This window comes from Streptomyces sp. NPDC002463 (assembly GCF_042889835.1).
GTDB classification, from domain to species: Bacteria; Actinomycetota; Actinomycetes; order Streptomycetales; family Streptomycetaceae; genus Streptomyces; species Streptomyces nymphaeiformis.
Genome location: NZ_JBIARL010000030.1, coordinates 13,468 through 34,600, shown reverse-complemented (window position 1 = coordinate 34,600; position 21,133 = coordinate 13,468). Strand labels below are relative to the sequence as shown.

Genomic DNA, 21,133 nt, shown 5'->3' with positions numbered 1-21,133 from the left:
GCGGGGCCGGGGGAGCCCTTCGAGCCGCCTCCCCCGAACAGCCGTCGGCACAGCCGGAATTCACGCCCGGAACGCCCGGGGGCCCGGCCGCACGTGCGCGGCCGGGCCCCCGGGATCAGATACAGGTCAGTACAGCCCCTTGAAGACGCCCCATCCGCTGCCGACGGCCACCCGGGTCCCGTAGAGACCGGTCCCGGTGCCGCTGTAGCGCCACAGCTTCCCGGCGGTGTCGCGGGCCAGGAGGTCGGCCCGCCCGTCACCGGACAGGTCGCCGACACCGACGAGCGAGGAGTACGCGCCCCAGCCGCCGCCGACGTTCGCGCGCGCGGCGACGCCGCCGGTCGCGGTGCCGTAGTACCGCCACAGCACACCCGAGGCGTCCACGCCGAGGAGGTCGCCCCGCCCGTCGCCGTTCAGGTCACCGGCGCCGGTGATCTTCTTGTACAGCTTCCAGTTCGTGCCGATCCGCACCCGGGTCTTCAGACGGTGGTCGGCCGTGCCGCCGTAGAAGTACATGTCACCGGTGGACGCCTGACGGACCACCAGGTCCGCGTACCCGTCGCCGTTCACGTCGCCGGAGGACGTGATCACGTCGTACTGTCCCCAGCCCGAGCCGACCAGCGTGTACGGGGAGGAGGCCGAGACCACCTTCCCGCAGCCGGGCCGGTACGCCCGCAGCTGGTCGCCCACGCGCGCGTAGACGTCGGCGCACCGGTCGCCGTCCAGGTCGCCCACCGGCACGAACACCGATGACGTCGCGAACTTCGCCCCCGTCCCGGCGATCCGCGCCGACAGCGCCCCCGTACCGTTCCCCCGGTACATCGACACGAGCCCGGTCGTGTCCATCACCAGCAGGTCCCCGAAGCCGTCGTCCCCGGCGAGGTCCCGCCAGACGGCGGCGCCGCCGGACACGGACACCGTCCCGGACGAGGACAGGTCCGCCTGGACGCCGTCGGCGGCCTTCGCGGTCAGCGTCCAGGTGTAGGCGCCGTTCACGGCGAGGCGTCCCGCCGCGTCCTTGCCGTCCCAGACGGGGGTGACGATGCCGCGCGCCTCGCCCCCGGTCAGGGTGCGGACGACCTTGCCGGTCGCCTTGTGCTTCAGCGTCAGCGACCAGGAGGCGGCGGGCTTGGAGAGCCACCAGCGGGGCTTCCAGGTGCCCGTCCTCAGGTTCACTCCGGCCGCCGCGTCCGCGTCGATGACGGCGATCCGGGACGTCGGGACGCCGGACGGGACGATCCGCACGCGGCGGTCGTCACCGGTGTAGGCGACGTGACCGCCGAAGCGGTCGACGGTCCAGCCGGCCCGGGGGGTGGTGTTCCTGCCGAGGTCGGCGGGGCCGGCGACGACGCGGTGCGGGGCGTCGGCGGCGTTTCCGCTCGCCGGGAGGCCGTTGTGGACGTCGTAGAGCGTGAGGCCGTCGGCGTCCGAGCGGGAGACGAAGTAGCCGTCGCCGAGGAGGACGTCGTCCTTGCCGAGGCGCAGGGTGCGCCCGTTGGCCTGGTCGTACAGGCCCGCGCCCTTGAAGTCGTCGCCCCAGAAGTTCGTGCACTTCCAGTACACCAGGCGGCCCACGGCCTGGAGCCGGCCGGGGACGCAGCCCGCGTCGAAGGACCGCACGGTGGCGGTCCCGGACGGAAGGGTCTTGGCGACCACGGTGGTCGACACGCTGCCGCTGCCGTCCGAGCGGCCGAGGGCGCTCCACAGCGTGTTGCCCCAGACGGCCGAGGCGACCGGCGTGCGCTGCTGGAGCACGGCGCCGGAGTCGGTGCCGCGGAACTCGACGACGGCCTGGCCGCCGTCCCAGCTCTGGTTCACGACGCCGAACCGACCGGAGAGGTCGACGAGCTGCGGGCTGCCGAGACCGGTCGACAGCCGGGGGCCCCAGGCGGCGGACCCGTTCCGGTAGAGCATGGTCACGTCCTGCTCGGTGCCCGCCTTGCGGCCGTGGTGGCCGTCGCCGCTCGCGAACATGGAGACGCAGTAGGTGCCGTCGTGGTTTCCGCAGTCGTCGTCCCGGCCGTTCGTGGTGCCGTCGACCGTCGAGCGCAGCTCCTCGGGCCGCCCGGAGGTCTTCAGCCAGGTGCTCCGGTAGCCGCCGATGGAGGTGTAGGGGTTGTAGATGTGGGAGTCGTCGGCCGTGGTGAGGATGCCGCTGCCGAGGGAGATCCCGGCGGGCCTGGCCTCCATGTCCGCGATGTCCGCGACCCGCTTGCGGGTGACCGTGCCGTCGGCGGCCTCGGTGAAGAGGTAGTACCCCCAGTCGAGGGCTCCGTAGGTGGTGTTCTGCTCCGCACCGGCCACCAGGAGCGAGCCGTCGGGCGTGCGGTGCACGGCCGGGGAGGCCACGGCCAGCAGGGACTTCCAGCTCCCCGTGGCATCGCGCAGGACGAGGTGGTTGCCCCGGTACCCGCCGTCGTTGCCGGGGCTGGGCGGGGTCACGGTGACGAAGGAGTCGCCGAAGCGCCGGACGACGTCGTCGTAGGAGGCGATGTCCCGCATGTCGAGGGTGGCCGGTTCCGCGTCCAGGTCGTCGCGGCGGTACACCTGGGCGTCACTGCCGGACGGGGCGCCGTAGTGGAAGACGGTGTCCTTGTCGAACGACACGCTCTCGCCCCGGGTGGAGAGCGTCTTGATCTTCCCGGTCGCCAGGTCGACGACCCACCACCCCTGGCTCATCGTGGAGTCCACCCACTTGATGCCGCGGACGGCGATCGACCGCGCGTCTCCCTCGCTGACGGAGAGGTTCCAGCCCTCGGGCAGGCCCTCCAGCAGCTGGTCCTGGACACCGCCGCCGGACGGGTGCAGAAGGTGCAGACCGGTGACGGCGCTCTCGGTGCCGGTCCGCGTGATGACGGTGTCGCCGTACGTCGCGACGTACGTCTGGCCCTCCGGGATCGGGACCGTGACCGTCTCGCCCCCACCGGCCCGCTGCTGGAGCGTCACGTGCGGGGTCGGGCTGTCCGCGTAGACGGCCACGGTGTCGGAGCCGTGCCCGAAGTCCGCCGGGTATTCGGTGAATCGGAACTCGTCGACGTCGTACGAGAGCGGCTTCGGCAGCCGGTGGTCGAGGACGGTCGTCGCGCCGGTCGCGTAGTCGATCCAGCGGAGCCGGTCGTCGCCCTCCTGCGCGGTGAGGAAGCCGGTCTCGCCGGCGTTCAGGACGATGGTGGCGCGGGGCACGAAGCGCGCGCCCGGGCTGACGACGACGGCTTCGCCGGCCGTCGTCACGGGCGCGTCGGCCGCCACCGCCCCCGCGGTGGCGCCGACACCGGCCGTCACCGCGAGGGTGACGGTGAGTGCGATGCGGCCGAGCGCACGCCGGCGCGGCCGTCCGGACAACGGGTTGATCACGTGGAAGTCCCTCCCCAGGGCATACGGCGCGGGGAAGGGGCCTCGTGGTCACGCCTCTCGTCCCCCGCGCGAGCAGGCCGACCCTAACAGAGCCCGGCCTCCGCGGGGAGGTAATTTCGAACCTGTTCAACTTCTCTTCCGGACGTCGACGGGAGAGACCGCCCGGCGCCTGCCGGAAGTACTCCGTCCCGGACCTGAGGGTGCCCGCCCCCTGCTCGCCGCCCCGCTCTCAGCCCATCCCCGCCAGGTGCGCAGCCAGCCGGTCGTACTGCTCCCGCACCCCCGCCTCCATGCCCGCCGCCAGTGCCTGGTCCCTGATCTCGTTCGACGGCCAGAAGGACGTGCTGGTCAGGGCCGTGCCGCCGTCGGGGGTCGCGTCGAAGGTGAGGGTCACGCGGACCGGCTCGGCGTCCGGCATCTGCTCGAAGACCTCCGTGTAGTCGAGCCGCTCCGCCGGGACCACGTCCTCGTACGTCCCGGAGAAGACGATCTCCTGGCCGTCCGGCCCGGTCTGGCCCCAGCGCCAGGCACCGCCCGCCCGCAGGTCCATGTCGACGACGAAGATGGTCAGCCCGGCCGCCCCGTACCACTCCCGTACGTGCTCGGGCCGCGTCCAGGCCTCCCAGACGCGGGCCGGCGGGGCCTCGAAGGTGCGGGTGACGACGAGCTCGCGGTCGGCCGGTGTCGTGAGGAGGGTGACCATGACGACGACCCCTTCCGTACGCCTCGCCCCTTCCAGCATCCGCCGAACGCCCGAGGGCGGCACCCCCACCAGGGGGTGCCGCCCTCGTTCGCGTTCAGCGATGAACTGCCGATCCCTCGGGATCAGAAGTCCATGTCACCGCCCGGCATGCCGCCGCCGGCCGGCGCAGCGGCCTTCTCCGGCTTGTCGGCGATGACGGCCTCGGTGGTGAGGAACAGCGCGGCGATCGACGCGGCGTTCTGCAGCGCGGAGCGCGTGACCTTCGCCGGGTCGATGATGCCCTCGGCGATGAGGTCGACGTACTCGTTGGTCGCGGCGTTCAGGCCGTGGCCGACGGGCAGGTTGCGGACCTTCTCCGCCACGACGCCGCCCTCGAGGCCGGCGTTGACGGCGATCTGCTTCAGCGGGGCCTCGAGGGCCAGCTTGACGATGTTGGCACCGGTGGCCTCGTCGCCCGTCAGGTCCGCCTCGAGCTTCTCGAAGACGTTGGAGGCCTGGAGCAGGGCCACGCCACCGCCGGCGACGATGCCCTCCTCGACGGCCGCCTTCGCGTTGCGAACGGCGTCCTCGATGCGGTGCTTGCGCTCCTTGAGCTCGACCTCGGTCGCGGCACCGGCCTTGATGACGGCCACGCCGCCGGCCAGCTTCGCGAGGCGCTCCTGGAGCTTCTCGCGGTCGTAGTCCGAGTCGGAGTTCTCGATCTCGGCGCGGATCTGGTTCACGCGACCGGCGACCTGCTCGCTGTCACCGGCACCGTCGACGATGGTGGTCTCGTCCTTGGTGATGACGACCTTGCGGGCGCGGCCCAGCAGGTCCAGGCCCGCGTTCTCGAGCTTGAGGCCGACCTCCTCGGAGATGACCGTGCCGCCCGTGAGGATGGCGATGTCGTTCAGCATGGCCTTGCGGCGGTCGCCGAAGCCCGGGGCCTTGACGGCGACGGACTTGAAGGTGCCGCGGATCTTGTTGACGACCAGGGTCGACAGGGCCTCGCCCTCGACGTCCTCGGCGATGATCAGCAGCGGCTTGCCCGACTGCATGACCTTCTCCAGGAGCGGAAGGAGGTCCTTCACGGAGGAGATCTTGGAGTTGACGATCAGGAGGTACGGGTCGTCGAGCGACGCCTCCATGCGCTCCATGTCGGTGGCGAAGTACGCCGAGATGTAGCCCTTGTCGAAGCGCATGCCCTCGGTGAGCTCCAGCTCCAGACCGAAGGTCTGGGACTCCTCGACGGTGATGACGCCTTCCTTGCCGACCTTGTCCATGGCCTCGGCGATGAGCTCGCCGATCTGGGTGTCGGCGGCGGAGATGGAGGCCGTGGAAGCGATCTGCTCCTTGGTCTCGACATCCTTCGCCTGCTCGAGCAGGGCGCCGGAGACGGCCTCGACGGCCTTCTCGATGCCGCGCTTGAGGGCCATCGGGTTGGCACCCGCGGCGACGTTGCGGAGGCCCTCGCGGACGAGCGCCTGGGCGAGGACGGTGGCGGTGGTCGTACCGTCGCCGGCGACGTCGTCCGTCTTCTTGGCGACTTCCTTGACCAGCTCGGCGCCGATCTTCTCGTACGGGTCCTCGAGCTCGATCTCCTTGGCGATGGAGACACCATCGTTGGTGATCGTGGGGGCGCCCCACTTCTTCTCGAGGACGACGTTGCGGCCCTTGGGGCCGAGGGTGACCTTGACGGCGTCAGCGAGCTGGTTCATGCCGCGCTCGAGACCGCGCCGGGCCTCCTCGTCGAACGCGATGATCTTGGCCATGTGAAGTGGTCCTCCCGGACATGGGGTGGATAACGCTCCAGGACCGCGCCGACGCCCGCGACGGACGGCCTGCGTGCCCTGTGGTTCCTTGCCCCACCTGGCCGCGGGCCTCGTCTGCCCGATCCTCGTAAGCACTCTCACCTTCCGAGTGCTAACGCCAATGATTAGCACTCGCCCTAGGAGAGTGCAAGCGACTCTCGCGTTTCGGGAGGCGGATCAGGACGACGACCGGGACGCTCCCGGAACGCACGAGGGGTCCGCATCCCCTCAGGGATGCGGACCCCTCGACGGCGTTGCGTCGGTGGCCGATCGCGCCGCGCTCAGACGGCGAGCTTGACCATGTCCGCCTGCGGACCCTTCTGGCCCTGCGAGATCTCGAACTCGACCCGCTGGCCTTCTTCGAGGCTGCGGTAGCCATCCATCTGGATCGCGCTGTAGTGGACGAAAACATCCGCACCACCGTCTACCGCGATGAAGCCGTAGCCCTTCTCCGCGTTGAACCACTTGACGGTGCCCTGAGCCATGCCTAACTCCCCTATTACTGGCCCTTGCGCGGGACCCGCACTTCGCGGACCCGGGTCAGACCTCTGCGCCGGAACGCGTCGACCGCGGCTGAATGTATCTGCCCAACTGCCCTCTGCAACAGGTCATTCGACCGAGAATTCTGGGCGCCCCGGAAAGGGGAATTGGGGAGAATCCTCAGGATGACGGGGCAAGTCGGGCCCGGCAAAACGCGCAGAAGGTACACAACGTGCGCGCACTTTGGCTGCTTCTTGTCGTGCGGGGGCGCATTCTCATATGCGTTCGGCATGAGCAGCGGAGGGGACTTCCCCAACTCTACCGCGCTCAACCATGCAGAATTGCCCCTTCCGCTTATCGCGCGGAAGGGGCAATTCGTACTGACCGGTAAGCCTGAGCGGGTCTCAGTTACGGCTCAGCAGCCGCCGGCGACGGCCGGGATGATCGAAACGCCCGCGCCGGCCGGGGTGGCCGTCTCCAGGCCCTGCTCGAAGCGCACGTCGTCGTCGTTCACGTAGACGTTGACGAAGCGGCGCAGCTTGCCCTGGTCGTCCAGGACGCGGGCGGCGATGCCCGTGTGGTTCTTCTCCAGGTCCGCGATGACCTCGGCGAGGGTCGCGCCCTCGGCCTGGACCTCGGACTGACCGCCCGTGTAGGTGCGGAGGATGGTGGGGATGCGGACGTTCACTGCCATGTCTTCGAAACCTTTCAGTGGGCCAGGAAAGCGGACCGGCCTTGAGGGGACGGCCCAGGCGGACCGGCCCCGAGTGGACCGGCCCTCGGCGGACCGGCCCTCGGCGGACCGGCTCAGGCGGGCCGGCTCAGAGCGCCAGGCCGGCGTCGCGGAACGCGTCCAGGCTCGGGCGGATGGTGACGGTCGCCTGAGAGGTGTCGGCCACCGCGTCCAGGGTCTTGAGTCCGTCGCCCGTGTTGAGGACGACGGTGGTGAGGTCCGGGTCGATCAGACCGGCCTCGACGAGCTTCCTGGTGACGCCGACGGTCACGCCGCCCGCGGTCTCCGCGAAGATGCCCTCGGTGCGGGCGAGGATCTTGATGGCCTCGACGACCTGCTCGTCGTTCACGTCCTCCACGGCGCCGCCGGTCCGGCGGGCGATGTCGAGGACGTACGGGCCGTCGGCCGGGTTGCCGATGGCGAGGGACTTGGCGATCGTGTTCGGCTTCTGCGGCCGGACGACGTCGTGACCGGCCTTGAACGCGACGGAGACCGGGGAGCAGCCCTCGGCCTGGGCACCGAAGATCTTGTACGGCTTGTCCTCGACGAGGCCCAGCTTGATGAGCTCCTGGAGACCCTTGTCGATCTTCGTGAGCTGGGAGCCGGAGGCGATCGGGATGACGAGCTGGTCGGGGATGACCCAGCCGAGCTGCTCGCAGATCTCGTACGCGAGCGTCTTGGAGCCCTCGCCGTAGTACGGACGGAGGTTGACGTTCACGAAGCCCCAGCCCTCGCCGAGCGGGTCGCCGATGAGCTCCGAGCAGAAGCGGTTGACGTCGTCGTAGTTGCCCTCGATGGCGACGAGGTCACCGCCGTAGACACCGGCCATGACGACCTTGCCCTGCTCCAGGTCGTGCGGGATGAACACGCAGGAGCGGAAGCCGGCGCGGGCGGCGGCGGCGCCGACGGCGCCGGCCAGGTTGCCGGTGGAGGAGCAGGAGAGGGTGGTGAAGCCGAAGGCGCGGGCGGCCTCGATGGCCTGGGCGACGACCCGGTCCTTGAAGGAGTGGGTCGGGTTGCCGGAGTCGTCCTTGACGAACAGCTTGCCGGGGGCGACACCGATCTCGCGGGCGAGGTTGTCGGCCTGGACGAGCTTGGTCCAACCGGGGTTCAGGTTCGGCTTCTCGGCGACGTCGGCGGGGACGGGCAGCAGCGGGGCGTAGCGCCAGATGTTGGCGGGGCCGGCCTCGATCTGCTTGCGCAGCGCCTCGGGGTCACCGGTGGGAAGGTCGTAGGCGACTTCGAGCGGTCCGAAGCAGAGCTCGCAGGCGAAGATCGGTCCGAGCGGGAAGACTTCACCGCATTCGCGACAGGAGAGCCCGGAAGCGGGACCGAGGTCGACGGTGGTCGCGGGGGTAGCGGTCTGTACAGCCATGGAGGCGAGGCCCTTTCTCCTCATCTTTCCCATGACGAATTTTTCGCCATGAGACGGATTTGGCACCTTCCCTAGCCGGGGACCTCGCGCAAACAAGCTGCGTCCGTCAGGACACCACTAGGGGTGGTGGCCGGGAGACGGGTGGGCGAGTAACCGACTGGAGGGTTGCCGGGGCTTCAACGGGCCGTTTCCCTCTGCCCCTCTGGATGAGCGGTATTCGATTGTGAAGCGCGGTGGACTTTCGTTCCTGCGCTCCGACGCGGGCGGCACCCCGACGTGCATCGGGCATCCGCGTTGTTCAAGACTGTAACCGAAGGCCCGGACGCTTGGACCGGCCGTCCGAACCGCGAGATGGAGATCACGTGCTGGAAGAGGTGGAACGCTGGCTGGACCGGCGGTCCTGGTCCGTGACGGACCGGCCGCTGGAGCGGATCCTCGCCGCCAAGCGGAACACGAAGGTCAGCGTCGTCCTGCCGGCGCTGAACGAGGAGGCGACGGTCGGGGACATCGTCGCCGTGATCCGCCGCGAGCTGATGACGGAGGCGGTGCCGCTCGTCGACGAGCTGGTGGTGATCGACTCGGGCTCCACGGACCGTACGGCGGAGGTGGCGGCCGCGGCCGGGGCGCGGGTGGTCGCGCGGGACTCGATCCTCCCCCGAATACCGGCCCTGCCCGGCAAGGGCGAGGTCCTGTGGCGCTCACTGATGGTGACGGGCGGGGACGTCGTGTGCTTCGTGGACGCGGACCTGCGGGACTTCTCGGCGGACTTCGTGACGGGGATCGTGGGCCCGCTGCTCACGGACCCGGACGTCGACTTCGTGAAGGCGATGTACGACCGCCCGTTCGGCACCGAACTCGATGGGATCGCCTCCGGCAAGACCCCCGGTCAAGGCGGCCGGGTCACGGAACTGGTGGCCCGCCCCCTCCTCAACCTCCACTGGCCGCTGCTCGCCGGTTTCGTGCAGCCGCTGGGCGGCGAGTACGCGGCGCGGCGCTCGCTGCTCGAACGGCTGCCCTTCCCGGTCGGTTACGGAGTGGAGCTGGGGCTGCTCGTGGACGCCCTGCACACGGTGGGCCTGGACGCGCTCGCACAGGTGGACGTCGGCGTGCGCAAGCACCGGCACCAGGACGGGCAGGCGCTCGGCCGGATGGCGGCGGCGATCTACCGGACGGCACAGCTGCGGCTCTCGCGGGGTCACCTGGTGCGGCCGAGGCTGACGCAGTTCGAACGGGGCGAGAAGGGCTTCGAACCGCGGACGTACGCGGTGGACACGGAGGAGCGGCCCCCGATGGCCGAGATCGCGGAGTACGCGCAACGCCGCGTGGCGTGACGCCCGACGACGCTGGGTGGCCGGATCAGCTCGTCTCGTATACGTACGTTTGAGCGTTTACGGGACGGGCTAGGTTCGCCACATGGCTACTGTGCTCGTGGCATCCAACCGGGGCCCGGTCTCGTACGCGCTCGGCGAGGACGGCTCGCTCGACACCAGACGGGGCGGCGGCGGCCTGGTCTCGGCCCTGAGCACCATCGACACCCGGGAGAGCCTCTGGGTGTGCGCGGCGCTCGGCGAGGGCGACAGGGAAGCGGTCCGGCGGGGTGTCGCCGAGCAGGGCGTACGGATGCTGGACATCGCCCCGGACGTGTACGCCGACGCGTACAACGGCATCGCGAACTCGGTGCTGTGGTTCCTCCACCACCATCTGTACGACATCCCGCGGGAGCCCGTCTTCGACGCGGGGTTCCGCCGCCGCTGGGAGTCGTACCGCACGTACAACCGCGCCTTCGCGGAGGCGCTGGCGGCGGAGGCGGCGGAGGGGGCGGCGGTCCTGGTGCAGGACTACCACCTGGCGCTGGTGCCCGGGCAGCTCCGCGACCTCCGCCCGGACCTGCGCATCGCCCACTTCACGCACACGCCGTGGGCGTCCCCGGAATACCTGGGCATGCTCCCGGCCGACATCCGCGAGGAACTCCTCCGGGGCATGCTGGGCGCGGACCGGCTGGGCTTCCACACCCGGGCCTGGGCGAGGGCGTTCGAGGAGGGCGCGGGCGACCTGGGACGCACGAGGGTCGCGGCGTACCCGCTGGGCGTGGACGGCGAGGAACTGCGGGCGCTGGCGTACCGCCCGGAGGTGGACGAGAAGCTGGCGCAGCTCCGCACGGAGACCGGCGACCGCAGGACGATCGTCCGAGTGGACCGCACGGAACTCTCGAAGAACATCCTGCGAGGCCTCCAGGCCTACCGAGAACTCCTCACCACGCACCCCGAATGGCGCAACAGAGTCGTCCACCTGGCCTCGGCGTACCCCTCGCGCCAGGACCTGGAGTCGTACAGGTCGTACACGACGGCGGTGAGCGACCTGGCCGAGGAGATCAACACCGAATTCGGCACGCCGGACTGGCAGCCGGTCCTGGTCTCGGTGAAGGACGACTTCACCCGCTCCCTGGCGGCGTACCGCCTCGCGGACGTGGCCCTGGTGAACCCGGTGCGCGACGGCATGAACCTGGTCGCGAAGGAGATACCGGTCGTCTCGGAGACGGGCTGCGCGCTGGTCCTCTCCCGGGAGGCGGGGGCGTGCGAGGAACTCCACGAGGACGCCCTCGTCGTGAACCCCTTCGACGTCTCGGAAACGGCGGAAGCCCTCCACAGGGCCCTCACGATGCCCCCGTCGGAACGCGCGGACCGCACGAAACGCCTGACGGCGACGGCCACGGCGCACCCCCCGCAGCGCTGGTTCCTGGACCAGCTGGAGGCGCTGCGGGAGCGGTGAGCCGGTGGCCCGCTCCGCCCGACGGCGCGGGCGGAGCGGGGCTGCCGTTCAGGAGGAGAGGCGGTTCAGTGCCGCGGTGGCGATGCCTTCGACGTAGGTCGGGGCGTAGCCGGGCCGGCCGGTGAGCTCGACGATGGCGACCCTGGCGCCGCTGCGCAGGACCGCGACCCCGCCGGTGACGGTGCCGTCGCCGTTGTGGGCCGGGTACCAGTGGGCGGTGCCGCCGGTGGTGGTCAGGGTGTGGGCCGCGCCGTAGTACCAGTGGCCGGCGGGCTCGTCCTGGCAGTCCTGGACGAGCGCGACGAGCTGCTTCTCCCAGGTGGCGGCCGCGGTCTTGGTGGGGGCGCTCGCGGCCGACTCGGTCAGCAGGCCGTCGGTGTCGAAGGTCCAGTTCACGGACGCGTACGCGGTGGCCTTGCCCTGGGTCAGGTCGCTCATCGTCTCCTCGCCGGAGCACGCGGACAGCGCCTGGCGTCCGGTCAGCGCAACGGTCGCGCCGACCGGGTTCAGGCCCTTCCGGAAGTAGTCCTCGCTCTGGACGAGGTCGGCGGAGCCGAGTCCGGGCGCGGCGACCGCGACCGCAGCCGGGCGGGCGGCGGCCGCGGTGCGGTGCGCGGCCCCGTCGGCGGTGGCCGACTGGGTGCCGACGACGGTGGCCGTGATCAGTGCGGCGGCGAAGCAGGCCGCGGCGGCGACCCGGTTGCGGCGAACGGACTTCTGCTGGACGGTCTGGTTCTCGGTCATCTGGTCCCCCTGCTGGTCGGGACGCCTGCTGCGTCCTCGTACAACCGGGGGAGATGCCGCCGGAGGAGGGAAAGTTGGAGCTCTGACCGGCTGTTTCACAGCTGTGACAGAGCGGTCCTGACGACGCGGTCCATCGCGGCCGTCCCCAGGCAGGCGTCGACCTCCAGCACCCCGTAGTGGGTGCCGCTGCGCAGCACGGCGATGCCGCCGCAGGGCTCCTCGCCCTCGGGCGCCGTGCCGGTGGTGTTGAGGGATCCCTGGTAGGCGCCCATCCAGCTCGCGGTGACGTCCGGGGCGAGCCGCAGCGTCGTGGTCCTTCCGTAGACCCAGTGCCCTGGCGTTTCCTCCTGGCAGGGCACCTGCTCCAGCAGCAGGCGCTGGGCGAAGTTCTGCGCCAGGGAAGGGCTCCGGGCCTCGGCGGCGACCTCGCGGGCGACCTGGTCGGCGCCGTCCAAGGCCAGCGTGGGGTCGCTCGGGTCGGTGCGGGGGCTGGTCATCAGTCCGCGGAAGTGGGCACCGGGCCCGCCCAGGGTCTCGGTGAGGGTCTTCTCCCCGGTGCAGGCCGCGTTGGCGTAATGCCCGTCGCCGTACCGGTCGGTGACGTGGATCTTCCCGATGCCGGCGTCCGGGCCGAACGCCGCGGGTCCCAGAAGGTTCGCCGTCGTCACCGGCCCGGTCGCACCGGTCGGCGAGGCGGAACCGGAGCCGGAGGCCGAGGCCGAGGGCGTCCGGGCGGACACGCCGGGCGTCGCGGGAGCGGACGCGCCCCGGGATGCCCCGCCGACCGCGGCACCCGACCGCGCTGCCGGGTGCGCGTCGGCTCCGGGGGGCGAGGGCAGGACGAATCGGCCGGTCACCAGCCCGAGCGCGGCGGCTGCCACCAGGGCGGCGACGGCGGACCGGGGCCGGACGACGGCGTGGCCGCCGCCTCTCGCGGGACCGCCGTTCACGGACCGGTGACCAGGCGCTCGCGCATGAAGCGGCGGGCCTGGTGGATCCGGTCCTTGACCGTGCCCAACGGAGCGTCCACCTGCTCGGCCACCTGGACGTAGGTCAGGTCGCCCAGGTCGCGCAACACGAAGGACTCCACCAGGGTGGGGTGCTGCTGCTCCAGCGCGGCCAACGCCTCCATCAGGTCGAGCCGGCTCCCGGCGATGACGCTCGTGGTGCGCGGGTCGACCGACTCGGGGAGGTCGGCGTGGCTGTCCTCGGCGCGTCGGCGCATCGAGCGGTAGGTGGACCGGGCGGCGTTCGAGGCGATCACCGTCACCCAGCCCAGGAAGGAGCCGTGGCCGCCGTACTCGCCCAGGTGCGTGCTGATGGACAGCAGGGCGTCCTGCGCGGCCTCCTCCGCGTCGGCGTGGTGGGGCAGGAAGCGCGAGCAGCGGCGCAGCACCATCGGCCGCAGCTTGGCCAGCAGGTACTCCATCGCCCCCGGGTCGCCCGCCTGGGCAGCCGCCACGAGCCGTTCCAGCTCGCCTTCCTCGAACACCCTGATCCCCGTTTCGTCCCGCCTGGCATCCCGCCCGCCGAACGGGAGTTCCCCACTCCCCCCCGACTCCGGCAGAATGCTGCCACATGCGCAAGCTCGGCCGTTACCTCCTCCTGGAGCGGCTCGGAGCCGGCTCCTTCGCGACGGTCTGGAAGGCCTACGACCCGGAGCTCGACACCGAGGTCGCGGTGAAGGTGCTGGCCGACAACTGGGCCGCCAACGCCGACGTGCGCGAGCGGTTCCTGGCGGAGGCGAGGCTGCTGCGCCGGATCGCCAGCCCGCGGGTGGTCCGCGTGCACGACGTCGGGGTGCAGGAGGACCGGCCCTACTTCGTCATGGACTACGTACGCGGCGGCACCCTGGAGGACCGGGTCGGGCAGTGCGACCCGCAGGAGGCGCTGCGGCTGGCCGCGGAGGCGGGCCACGCGGTCCAGGTCCTGCACGAGGCGGGTGTGGTGCACCGCGACGTCAAGCCGTCCAACCTGCTGCTCGCCGCCGGCCCCGCGCCCGCCGCGGTGCTGGTGGCGGATCTGGGCAGCGCGAAGCAACTGGCCGACGCGTCCGGGCTGACGGTGACCACGGGCACGCCGGCGTACATGGCACCGGAACAGGCCTTCCAGACCGGTGGGTTCGACGGGAGGGCCGATGTGTACGCGCTGGCCGTCATGGCCTACGAGCTGCTGACCGGGAAGAAGCCGTTCGGCCCGGGCGGGCGTGCCACAGCCCTGATGACCGACCAGCCGACCGCCTCGACGCTGCCGGCGCTCCCGGCCGGAGTGGAGCTTCCACCGAACGTCGCCCTGCTGCTACGGGCCGCGATGTCCGTCGAGCCGGCGGATCGACCGCCGACCGCCCAGGCCTTCGCCGACGCGCTGCTGGCTCCGGTCCCGCAGTCCCAGCCCCTGGAAGGCCCCGGGTGGCCGACCCCGCGCGCGGTCTGTCTGGCGTCGGGCGCGGTGTTCACGGCGACGACCCTGCTGAGCTGGCTGCAGCGTTGAACCCGACAGGGAGCCGGTCCGCACCGGCGGTCGTGTCCTGGAGAGGAACCCGGCCGGGTCACGGGTTTCCGCGTTCGTGTCGATCGCCATGCGACATCCGGAGGGGAAATCCGTCGCCGCCGGTCAGGGGCTCATGAAACGCTGACGGACATGCATCCCGACCCGATCGACCTGGCTCGACGTCTCGTCCGGAGCCGTTTTCCCGACGCGCTCGCCGTGATCCTGGCCGGCTCCACCGCCACGGGACGCGCGACCGCCGGCAGTGACCTGGACATCGCGGTGCTCACCGGGGACGGCGGCGAGACCGGCCGGGAGACGGTCAGGTGCGAGGGGCGCCTCGTGGAGCTCTTCGTCCACACCCGAGCCGGTCTGGCGGAACTCTTCGCCGCGGATGTCGCCGCGCGTCGCGGGGTGCTGCAGAGCATGTACGCCACCGGCCTCGTCCTGGTCGACACCGACGGGGAGGCCGGGCGGGCCCGGGCCCTGGCCGAGGCCGACCTCCGCAACGGTCCGCCGGCCCTGGATCCGGAGACCGTCGAGACCAAGAGGTACGGCCTGACGGACGCCCTGGACGACCTGGCCGACGCGGACGATCCCTTCGAACGCCTGGCGGTGGCGGGCACCGTCCTCAACGGCTCCGCCGACCTGCTCCTCGACCACCACCGCGCGTGGTCGGGCAGCGGCAAGTGGCTGCCCAGGCGGCTCCTCGATGCCGACGCGGAGCACGGCGGAGCCCTTCTCCGGGCCCACCGGCACCTGTGCGAGACGGGCGAGACGGCGCCGCTGACCGACGCGGCCCTCCGCATCCTCGACCTCGTCGGCGGACCGCTCCGCGAGGGCTATCGCAGGACGTGGCGGGGTGTCATCGACTCCGTCGCCGCGGGCGTCGGGCGCTGACCGAAGCACCGCCGAGCGGCACTGTTCCCGTTCCGGGGCGACCAGGGCGCGCACGACCGAGGGGCCGACGAAGTCGCCGATCGCGGCTGCTCCCGGGGAACACGTCCGTCAGGACGACCGGCGGCAGGCGTCAGGCGGGTGCCCGGTGGCGCAGGGGCGAGGTCACGCCCACCCCGTCCCCAACTGCGGTGCCGGTTTTGACCGTTCGCTGTCCGTCGTCGCCTGGAACGCGGCGCGCCATGCAGCGGCGAGGTCGTTCTCGGCGGCGTCGAGAGCGGCAGCGGTGTTGCCCCCGGGAACCGCGACGCGGTTCACGATGTCGTCCAGGCGGGCGCCTCGACCGACCAGGTGGCTGAGGGCGTGCAGGCTCTGTGCGACGAGTCGCTCCGCCAGCTCCCGCGGCAGCGGGGCGCCGCGTTCCTGTTGTGCGTCGACCATCGCCCGGACGGCACCGGCCACCAGGGCCGGGCCGCAGGACGCGAGGTCGGTCGCCGCCCGCCCCTGGCTCTCCTCGATCACGAACGGGGTCGAGAAGGACCGGAGCAGGACGAGCAGGTCCTCGGTGTCCTGCGCCGTCAGGCGCGGACCGGGTACCAGGAGCGTCGCGCCGACCCCGATGTCGTTGCCGACGCTCGGGATCAGCTTGGCCACCGGCCCGGGAACGGCCTCCGCCAGCGTCCGGAGCGGCAGGCCGTTGTTGACGGTGATGACGATGTGCCGGGCCGTGAGCCGGGGCCGCAGTTCGTCGAGGACTGCCGGCAGATCCGCGTTCCGAACGCACAGGACGATCAGGCCGACCTGGCGGGGCAGCTCCGCCAGTGGCCGGACCACCGCACCGGGCACGGCTTCCCGGAGCCGCGCGACACTGGCCGGGGACCGCCCCGCCGCGAACAGCCGGCCGGGTTCGACCGCCGCGCCGAAGCCGACCGCCAGGGTCAGACCCATACGGCCGAGACCCACCACGCCAACCGTCCGATGCCTGCTCATGGCGATCAGCATCGCAGGCTCCGGGTCCTGCCCTTCAGGAGCCGGCGGAGTCCGCCCGCTCCCTCCCCCACGCCGCGAGCGGTTCGAGGGCCTCGTTCAGGCGGACGCCGGCCTTCGTGAGCGCGTACTCGACGCGCGGCGGGACCTCGTCGTACGAGACGCGGTCCACGATGCCGTCCGCCTCCAGTTCGCGCAGGTGGGAGGCGAGGACCTTCTCCGTGATGCCCGGGATCAGGCGCCGGAGTTCGCCGAAGCGGCGGTGCGGCTGTTCGTGGAGCGCCCAGAGGATCAGGACCTTCCACTTGCCGCCGATGACCTCCATCGCGGTGTCGATGCCGCAGATGTGGCCGTCGGGTGCACCCGGTCGGTTCAGCGTCGCCATCCGCCCCACTGCCTCTCTGAGCTGTTCACTCACCTCAGGGTAACCACCCACTCGAAAGTGGGTACTTGAGCAGGTCAGAAGGCCGGAGCAGCCTTGTGGGCATGACCGCTGACACGTTTCCCAAGACCCCCGTCTCCCTCCTCGGGCTCGGTGCCATGGGTACCGCCCTCGCCCGCGCCTGGCTCGCCGCCGGGCATCCGCTCACCGTCTGGAACCGCACCCCCGCCCGCGCCGAGGCGCTCGTCGCCGAAGGGGCCGAGGTGGCGGACAGCGCCGCCGGCGCCGTCGCGGCGAGTGACCTCGTCGTGGTCTGCCTTCTCGACGACGACGCCGTCGGCGCCGCCCTCGACGGCGTCGACCTCGCCGGCAAGGACCTGGTCGACCTCACCACCACGACCCCCGAGCAGGCCCGCGCCCGGGCCGCCTGGGCCGAGGAGCGCGGGGCCCGTTGTCTGGACGGCGGGATCATGGCCGTACCGCCGATGGTGGGGGTTCCCGAGGCCGGCGGGTTCGTCTTCTACAGCGGGTCGCCGGAGGTCTTCGAGGCGCGGCGGGAGGTCCTGGCCGTTCCCGTCGGGACGCGGTACGTCGGCGAGGACCCCGGGTTCGCCGCCCTGCACGACATCGCCCTGCTCAGCGCCATGTACGGGATGTTCGCGGGTGTCGCGCACGCCTTCGCCCTGATCCGGCGGGAGGACATCGATCCGGTGGCCTTCGCCCCGCTGCTCGGGGAGTGGATCCCCGCCATGGCCGGGCCTGCCGTCCGGCAGACCGCCGAGCGCCTCAAGAGCGGCGACCTCACCACCGGCGTCGTCTCCCACCTCGCCATGCAGGTCGCCGGGACCCCGACCTTCCTGGCCACGGCCGAAGGGCAGGGCGTCAGCACGGAGTTGCTCCGGCCGTACTTCGACCTCATGCGCCGCCGCCTCGACATCGGCAGCGGCGAGGAGGACCTGACCGGTGTCGTGGACCTCCTGCTCCGGTAATCGGTGACGACCCCTCCTCTTGAGGGGTCCTCCCGTGTCACACTCGCGGCGATCGTTCCCCCAGGCGATCCGTTTCTCCCCATGAAGCGCATGAAGCGCATCAGACGCATGAGGCAAGCGGAAGGATCGCGACACACGTGAAGAAGATTGTCGTGGGCATGACCCTCGGGTCGGCGCTCACCGCACTCCTCGCCGCGGGGCTCACCCCCGCCGCCGCGCAGGAGGCCCGGGACGCCGCCCCGGCGGGTGCGAACGCGCACCGGTCCGACGAGCGGCCCGGGCCCCTCACGAAGCAGCGCACCAAGCTGCGCGAGCAGGCGATCGACCTGGTCGCCAAGGGCAAGGCCAAGGCGAACGCCCAGGGTGTCGTCGAGGTCGCGCCCGGCAAGTACGCCGAGACCAGGACCACCACCGCCACCCGCCAGGAGAAGATCTTCACGATCCTCTCCGAGTTCGGCGACCAGGGCTCCGGCAAGCTCGGCACCGTCCCCGGCCCGCTGCACAACCAGATACCCCAGCCGGACCGCAGCACCGACAACTCCAACGCCTGGACCTCGGACTTCTCCAAGGCGCACTACGAAGAACTCTTCAACGGCTCCGGCGAGTCCATGAAGACCTTCTACGAGAAGCTGTCCAGCGGCGCCTACTCCGTCTCCAACACCGTCGAGGACTGGGTCAAGGTCCCCGGCAACGCCTCCACCTACGGCGACAACGCGGTCGAGGACACCGGCGGCTCCTGGGCCTTCATCCAGGACACCGGCGACGCCTGGTGGAACGCGCAGCTCGCCGCCGGCAAGACGCCGGCCGAGATCGACGCGTACCTCGCCCAGTTCGACGTCTGGGACCGCAACGACTGGGACCACGACGGCGACTTCAACGAGCCCGACGGCTACATCGACCACTTCCAGGCCGTCCACGCCGGCATGGGCGAGGACGCGGGCGGCGGCGCGCAGGGCGAGGACGCCATCTGGTCCCACCGCTGGTACGTCAACGGCGACGACTACGGCCTCACCGGCCCCGACGTCTCCGGGACCCGGAACAAGGCCGGCGGCGCCCGCATCGGCCAGTCCAAGTACTGGCTCGGCGACTACACCACCGAGGGCGAGAACGGCGGACTCGGCGTCTTCTGCCACGAGTTCGGCCACGACCTCGGCCTGCCGGACTACTACGACACCGACGGCGGCGAGAACTCCACCGCCTTCTGGACCCTGATGAGCTCCGGCTCCTGGCTCGGCCACGGCGCCGCCGCCAACGCCGGCATCGGCACCCACCCGGGCCTCATGGGCGCCGAGGAGAAGCTCTTCCTCGGCTGGCTGGACTACGCCGACGCCCCGCTCGGCGCCACCGGCTCGTACACCCTGAGCCCGGCCGCCCTCCAGGTCCGCGGCAAGGCGCAGGCCGTACGCGTCGCGCTCCCGGACAAGACGAGCAGCACCACCTACGCCACGCCCACCTCCGGCACGCACGCCTGGTGGACCGGCTCCGCCGACGGCCTCAACCAGTCCCTCACCCGCTCCGTCCCGGCTACCCCGAAGGTGACCGTCAAGGCGAGCGCCTGGTACGACATCGAGGCCGACTTCGACTACCTCTTCGCCGAGTACTCCCTCGACGGCGGCGCCACCTGGGCCCGCGCCGGCGCCTCCGTCTCCGGCTCCTCCGCCGGCAAGTGGACGACGCTGCGCTACTCGTACGACTCCGCCGGCAAGCCGTCCCTCTTCCGCTTCCGCTACCAGAGCGACGGCGGCGTGCACTTCGCCGGCGCGTTCCTCGACGACATCACGCTGACCTCCGGCGGGACGACCCTCGCGGCCGACGACGTCGAGCAGGGCGTGGGCGGCTGGGCCGCGCAGGGCCGCTGGAAGATCTCCACCGGCACCGAGACGGCCACCTCCCCGCGGTACTACCTCGTCGAGAACCGCGAGTACGTCGGCGCCGACGCGCTCCTCGCCGAGGGCCCGTACCAGTTCAGCAAGGGCATCACCGCCCCGGACTGGGTCGAGTACTTCACGTTCCAGAACGGCATGCTCGTCTGGTACGTCGACCGGTCCTTCGACGACAACAACGTCAGCAAGCACCCCGGTGCCGGCTCGGCGATGGCCGTCGACGCCCGCCCGGCCCCCTTCAAGTACGCCGACGGCACCGCACCCACCAACCGGCGCCAGCCCTTCGACGCGACCTTCGGCCTGGAGGCCACGGACGCGACCTGCCTCCACAAGGAGGTCCTGGTGGGCAAGGGCGGCAGCAAGACGGTCGAGACGCTGGCGGCCTGCGCCCCCTCCGTCCCGGGCATCCCGGTCTTCGACGACACCGACCCGAACGCGTACTACGACACGACGGCCCCGCAGGCCAGCGTGAAGGTCGCCGGCCACGGCGTGCGCGTCACGGTCACCGGTGACGCCGGTGACGACCTGACGATCAGCGTGGCCAACCCGGCCGCGCACTGATCCCCGGGCAGGACGACGGGGGCGGTACGGAGGGGGCTCGCGCCTTCTCCGTACCGCCCCCGCGGCGTTTCCGCAGGGCCTCAGCCCTCCCGTACCGCCCGCGCCAGTTCCGTCAGGAACTCCACCACGCCCGCCGGGCCCGCCACGGACAGGTCCGCGCGCTCGGCCAGTTCCGGGACCTCCGTGGAGCCGCTGCACACCAGGACGCCCGGGGTGCCGTCGGAGCGGAGCTTCTCGACCGCCGCGAAGGCCGGCAGGTCGCCCAGGTCGTCGCCCGCGTACAGCACGGACCCGGCGCCCACCTCCCGTACGTACTCCGCGAGCGCCAGGCCCTTGTCCATGCCCGGCGGCCGCAGCTCCAGGACCATCCGGCCTGGCTCCAGGACGAGGCCGTGGGCGACGGCCAGGTCGCCCAGCGGGCCCTTGAGGGCCTCGAAGGCGCTCTCCGGGTCCTGGGCGCGGCGGGTGTGGACGGCGACCGCGCGGCCCTTCTCCTCGATCCAGACCCCCGGCCAGGCACCGGCCCGGTCCAGGAAGCCGGGGAGCTCGGCGCGGACGGAGGCGACGCCGGGGTGCGGGGCGGCGGCCTTCACGGTGCCGGTGACGGCGTCCCAGCGTTCGGCGCCGTAGTGGCCGAGGACGACGAGGTGCTCCAGGCCGGGGACGCCGGCGAAGCCGCCGTAGCGGACGGCGACCCCGGCGGGGCGGCCGGTCACGACGGCGATCGAGGCGACCTGCGGGGCGAGGGCCGCGAGCGCGGGCACGGCGCCGGGGTGGGCGCGGGCCTGCTCGGGGTCGGGGACGATCTCGGCGAGGGTGCCGTCGAAGTCGAGGGCGACGACGGCCTTCGCCGGCCGCGCGAGGAGCGCGGCCAGGCCGTCACGGCCGGCGGAGTGGGGGCTCCCCTGCTCGAACAGGGTGGAGAGCTTGGGGAAGGTCGGGTGCGGGAGGCTGCTGACCATGTTTCCGACCCTACCGACGTACGGGGGTCACGTCAGC

General features: G+C 71.7%; 18 protein-coding genes and 1 riboswitch. Of the genes, 6 read left to right on the top strand and 12 right to left on the bottom strand.

Going from position 1 to position 21,133, the window contains the following annotated elements:
• Nucleotides 1–126: 126 nt before the first annotated feature.
• The 6 genes from ACFYX3_RS38040 to thrC form a co-directional block, all read right to left on the bottom strand.
• The gene (locus ACFYX3_RS38040; RefSeq protein ID WP_389023993.1) at nt 127–3,354 is read right to left on the bottom strand and encodes an FG-GAP-like repeat-containing protein; all 3,228 of its coding nucleotides are present in this window, start codon (nt 3,352–3,354) and stop codon (nt 127–129) included.
• Nucleotides 3,355–3,583: 229 nt separating this feature from the next.
• Complete coding sequence (locus ACFYX3_RS38035; protein WP_376592746.1) at nt 3,584–4,057, bottom strand: SRPBCC domain-containing protein; 474 nt, start codon at nt 4,055–4,057, stop codon at nt 3,584–3,586.
• A gap of 122 nt (nt 4,058–4,179) precedes the next feature.
• Nucleotides 4,180–5,808: a chaperonin GroEL gene (groL, locus tag ACFYX3_RS38030; RefSeq protein WP_116159663.1), complete on the bottom strand. Its 1,629-nt coding sequence runs from the start codon at nt 5,806–5,808 to the stop codon at nt 4,180–4,182.
• Nucleotides 5,809–6,128: 320 nt separating this feature from the next.
• The gene (locus ACFYX3_RS38025) at nt 6,129–6,332 is read right to left on the bottom strand and encodes a cold-shock protein (RefSeq protein ID WP_015035246.1); all 204 of its coding nucleotides are present in this window, start codon (nt 6,330–6,332) and stop codon (nt 6,129–6,131) included.
• 410 nt (nt 6,333–6,742) lie between these two features.
• Nucleotides 6,743–7,021 (bottom strand): MoaD/ThiS family protein, encoded by a 279-nt coding sequence (locus ACFYX3_RS38020; protein WP_017238235.1) that lies wholly within the window; start codon nt 7,019–7,021, stop codon nt 6,743–6,745.
• Between the two features lie 127 nt (nt 7,022–7,148).
• Nucleotides 7,149–8,459 carry a threonine synthase gene (gene thrC / locus ACFYX3_RS38015; protein WP_389024076.1) on the bottom strand — a complete coding sequence of 437 codons (1,311 nt, stop codon included), beginning with the start codon at nt 8,457–8,459 and terminating at the stop codon, nt 7,149–7,151.
• Nucleotides 8,453–8,648: riboswitch (SAM riboswitch) on the bottom strand. It overlaps the preceding gene by 7 nt.
• Before the next feature lie 149 nt (nt 8,649–8,797).
• On the opposite strand from thrC, the gene ACFYX3_RS38010 reads away from it, so the two are divergent.
• On the top strand, nt 8,798–9,766 hold the full coding sequence (locus ACFYX3_RS38010; RefSeq protein WP_389023986.1) for a glucosyl-3-phosphoglycerate synthase: 969 nt from the start codon (nt 8,798–8,800) through the stop codon (nt 9,764–9,766).
• Nucleotides 9,767–9,848: 82 nt separating this feature from the next.
• Nucleotides 9,849–11,204: a trehalose-6-phosphate synthase gene (locus ACFYX3_RS38005; RefSeq protein ID WP_389023983.1), complete on the top strand. Its 1,356-nt coding sequence runs from the start codon at nt 9,849–9,851 to the stop codon at nt 11,202–11,204.
• A 48-nt stretch (nt 11,205–11,252) separates the two neighbouring features.
• Here the strand turns inward: ACFYX3_RS38005 and ACFYX3_RS38000 are convergent, their stop codons facing one another.
• The 3 genes from ACFYX3_RS38000 to ACFYX3_RS37990 form a co-directional block, all read right to left on the bottom strand.
• Nucleotides 11,253–11,948: a hypothetical protein gene (locus ACFYX3_RS38000; RefSeq protein WP_389023980.1), complete on the bottom strand. Its 696-nt coding sequence runs from the start codon at nt 11,946–11,948 to the stop codon at nt 11,253–11,255.
• 95 nt (nt 11,949–12,043) lie between these two features.
• Nucleotides 12,044–12,898, bottom strand: coding sequence for a hypothetical protein (locus ACFYX3_RS37995; RefSeq protein WP_389023977.1), 855 nt, complete (start codon nt 12,896–12,898; stop codon nt 12,044–12,046).
• Nucleotides 12,895–13,440, bottom strand: coding sequence for an RNA polymerase sigma factor (locus tag ACFYX3_RS37990; RefSeq protein WP_389023974.1), 546 nt, complete (start codon nt 13,438–13,440; stop codon nt 12,895–12,897). Before ACFYX3_RS37990 ends, ACFYX3_RS37995 begins: the two co-directional genes overlap by 4 nt.
• 86 nt (nt 13,441–13,526) lie before the next feature.
• Here ACFYX3_RS37990 and ACFYX3_RS37985 point away from each other — a divergent pair, with 86 nt between their 5' ends.
• Both ACFYX3_RS37985 and ACFYX3_RS37980 read left to right on the top strand, forming a co-directional pair.
• Nucleotides 13,527–14,438, top strand: coding sequence for a serine/threonine-protein kinase (locus tag ACFYX3_RS37985; RefSeq protein WP_389023971.1), 912 nt, complete (start codon nt 13,527–13,529; stop codon nt 14,436–14,438).
• Nucleotides 14,439–14,588: 150 nt separating this feature from the next.
• On the top strand, nt 14,589–15,335 hold the full coding sequence (locus ACFYX3_RS37980) for a nucleotidyltransferase domain-containing protein (protein ID WP_389023968.1): 747 nt from the start codon (nt 14,589–14,591) through the stop codon (nt 15,333–15,335).
• A gap of 162 nt (nt 15,336–15,497) precedes the next feature.
• Here ACFYX3_RS37980 and ACFYX3_RS37975 read toward each other — a convergent pair whose 3' ends face one another.
• Both ACFYX3_RS37975 and ACFYX3_RS37970 read right to left on the bottom strand, forming a co-directional pair.
• Nucleotides 15,498–16,322 (bottom strand): pyrroline-5-carboxylate reductase family protein, encoded by an 825-nt coding sequence (locus ACFYX3_RS37975; protein WP_389023965.1) that lies wholly within the window; start codon nt 16,320–16,322, stop codon nt 15,498–15,500.
• A 34-nt stretch (nt 16,323–16,356) separates the two neighbouring features.
• Complete coding sequence (locus ACFYX3_RS37970; RefSeq protein WP_376592767.1) at nt 16,357–16,704, bottom strand: winged helix-turn-helix transcriptional regulator; 348 nt, start codon at nt 16,702–16,704, stop codon at nt 16,357–16,359.
• A gap of 101 nt (nt 16,705–16,805) precedes the next feature.
• Between ACFYX3_RS37970 and ACFYX3_RS37965 the strand changes: the two genes are divergently transcribed.
• Nucleotides 16,806–17,690 carry an NAD(P)-dependent oxidoreductase gene (locus ACFYX3_RS37965; protein WP_389023960.1) on the top strand — a complete coding sequence of 295 codons (885 nt, stop codon included), beginning with the start codon at nt 16,806–16,808 and terminating at the stop codon, nt 17,688–17,690.
• A gap of 137 nt (nt 17,691–17,827) precedes the next feature.
• Complete coding sequence (locus ACFYX3_RS37960; RefSeq protein ID WP_389023957.1) at nt 17,828–20,134, top strand: immune inhibitor A domain-containing protein; 2,307 nt, start codon at nt 17,828–17,830, stop codon at nt 20,132–20,134.
• Between the two features lie 80 nt (nt 20,135–20,214).
• On the opposite strand, the gene otsB is transcribed toward ACFYX3_RS37960, so the two are convergent.
• Complete coding sequence (gene otsB, locus ACFYX3_RS37955; RefSeq protein WP_389023954.1) at nt 20,215–21,096, bottom strand: trehalose-phosphatase; 882 nt, start codon at nt 21,094–21,096, stop codon at nt 20,215–20,217.
• Nucleotides 21,097–21,133: the final 37 nt, after the last annotated feature.